Source organism: Salinicola sp. 4072 (assembly GCF_036663415.1).
Taxonomy (GTDB): domain Bacteria; phylum Pseudomonadota; class Gammaproteobacteria; order Pseudomonadales; family Halomonadaceae; genus Salinicola; species Salinicola salarius_A.
The window spans coordinates 1-1,569 of record NZ_JAXOVV010000069.1 but is presented as its reverse complement, the minus strand read 5'-3'; the positions used below and the strand labels follow the sequence as shown (position 1 = coordinate 1,569).

3 protein-coding genes are annotated in these 1,569 nt (G+C 63.5%); all 3 read right to left on the bottom strand.

The window, feature by feature from the left end; genetic code table 11:
* A partial coding sequence (locus R3F72_RS18480) for an STY4528 family pathogenicity island replication protein (protein ID WP_332780471.1) occupies positions 1–416 on the bottom strand: 416 nt, incomplete at its 3' end.
* Positions 416–1,027, bottom strand: a complete 612-nt coding sequence (locus tag R3F72_RS18475; protein ID WP_087721101.1) for a DUF2857 domain-containing protein — start codon at positions 1,025–1,027, stop codon at positions 416–418. The genes R3F72_RS18475 and R3F72_RS18480, both read right to left, overlap by 1 nt.
* Positions 1,027–1,569: hypothetical protein (locus R3F72_RS18470; protein WP_332780470.1), on the bottom strand; the 543-nt coding region annotated here is incomplete at its 5' end. The genes R3F72_RS18470 and R3F72_RS18475, both read right to left, overlap by 1 nt.

Below are 1,569 nucleotides of genomic sequence, written 5' to 3'. Positions count from 1 at the left end.
TCGTCATGCAGCACGTAGACGTTGCCGATCATGCGGCCGTTGTCGGTGTTGCGCGCTTTCATACCCAGCGTCATCCAGCGGGTCAGTCTGAGGATCGCGATGACCCGCGCCACGGTCTTGCGTGACGCCTTGCGATTCGCGCCGGAGCGCAGCAATGGCTCCAGTTCGTCGTAAGTAGGGAATGCCGTGGTGCGATCGGCATTCGACAGTAGCCGGATCATCTGCCAGCCCAGCACGTCGACCGCGCCCAGCCGCTGATCGAGCAGCAGCGCTCGAGGAACAGTTTCATGGGGATTGCCCATGAACAGTAGGCCGTCCAGAGCGTCTTCCTGAACGCTCGACGCCGAGGCGGCTTGGCCTCGGCGTTGGGTCAGGGATGACGCGGCGCGCCCGATGAGCGCGTCAAAATGTTTCATCACGCCACCCCTTCACGCACCGCGCCCTCGTCCTCGGCAGGTAGGCTCTGCTGACGCGCCTGCTCCGGTAGGGTCCACTGTTTGATCAGCGTCCAGATCACGGCTAGGGGCAGCTCGACCTCCTCTGCTAGTACCAGCATGCCGCGAATGTCTTCCACGGCACCAGGACTGGCCGGATCGTCGGAGATGGTCTGCCAGCGATGATAGGCTTCGTGTTCGACCTTCTCCTCCGGCATGGGCAGTCGCCCCTGTCGGCTCGGCACGCCTAGCAGGGTACGTCGCGCTGAGCAGTCGTTCGGGGTCAGGCCAAAGAAGGTAGCCAGCATCTGCACGCTAGCCCCGTGACGAATACAGTGATCGACCAGCCCGTCGCGATCCTGGTCGCGATCGACACGGCGCAATGCCGCCTTGAACGTGTCGTGATCCAGCTCGAACCGGGCCACGCCCGGAAACTCATTGATCAGGGATTCGATCTCGCTGGCCCGCAGGCGACTGAGACTCTGCAGCTCGTCATCGCGAAAACCCAGCGCCCGGGCGCGACGCATGTCACCCTCGCGGATCAGAACCAGCGCCTGGTTGAACAGCGCATGATTGAGTTGCGGTGTTGCCATCACGAATCCCCCTCTGCATCGAGACCGTCACGCAAGACCCGGATTAACCGGGTCAGCCAGAACACACGAACGAAAAGACCATCGGGAAAGCGCACGTCGGTGTCGTTACCGTGACTGCCCACCAGCTCGCCCAACAGTGAGATATCACTTGGCATCACCGGGTCGATGTTGCCCTCGAGGCCGGCGAGCAGTTGCCAGACGAGCTGAGCACGCCGGCTGGGAGCCCCCTCGAGGGGACCGAGTTCATAGCCGAGACCGTCGCGGGCATTGAGGCGGATTACCTCGCTGGATCCGCTCACCTCGATTCCCGCCCATCTGGCTAGCAGCTGAACCACCTCGCCGATCTGCATGCGCAGATCCTGGGCGTTGCGACGCCAGGTCGGGACGTGCCAGAGATCGGTGATCGGGGCAATGCGGCCGCCGTCCTGGAGCGGCACGCTCTTGAGCGCCGCCGCTTCGAAGTCGATCGCTTCCTCGCCGTGCTCCTTCGCCTGCCAGTGACGCAACTGGCGATGCCCCTCGGTTTCATGGTGAGGCGAGAG

Bases quoted from the DNA above. Each gene is read 5' to 3' on its own strand.
- R3F72_RS18475 (WP_087721101.1), bottom strand. From the start codon at position 1,027: ATGGCAACACCGCAACTCAATCATGCGCTGTTCAACCAGGCGCTGGTT.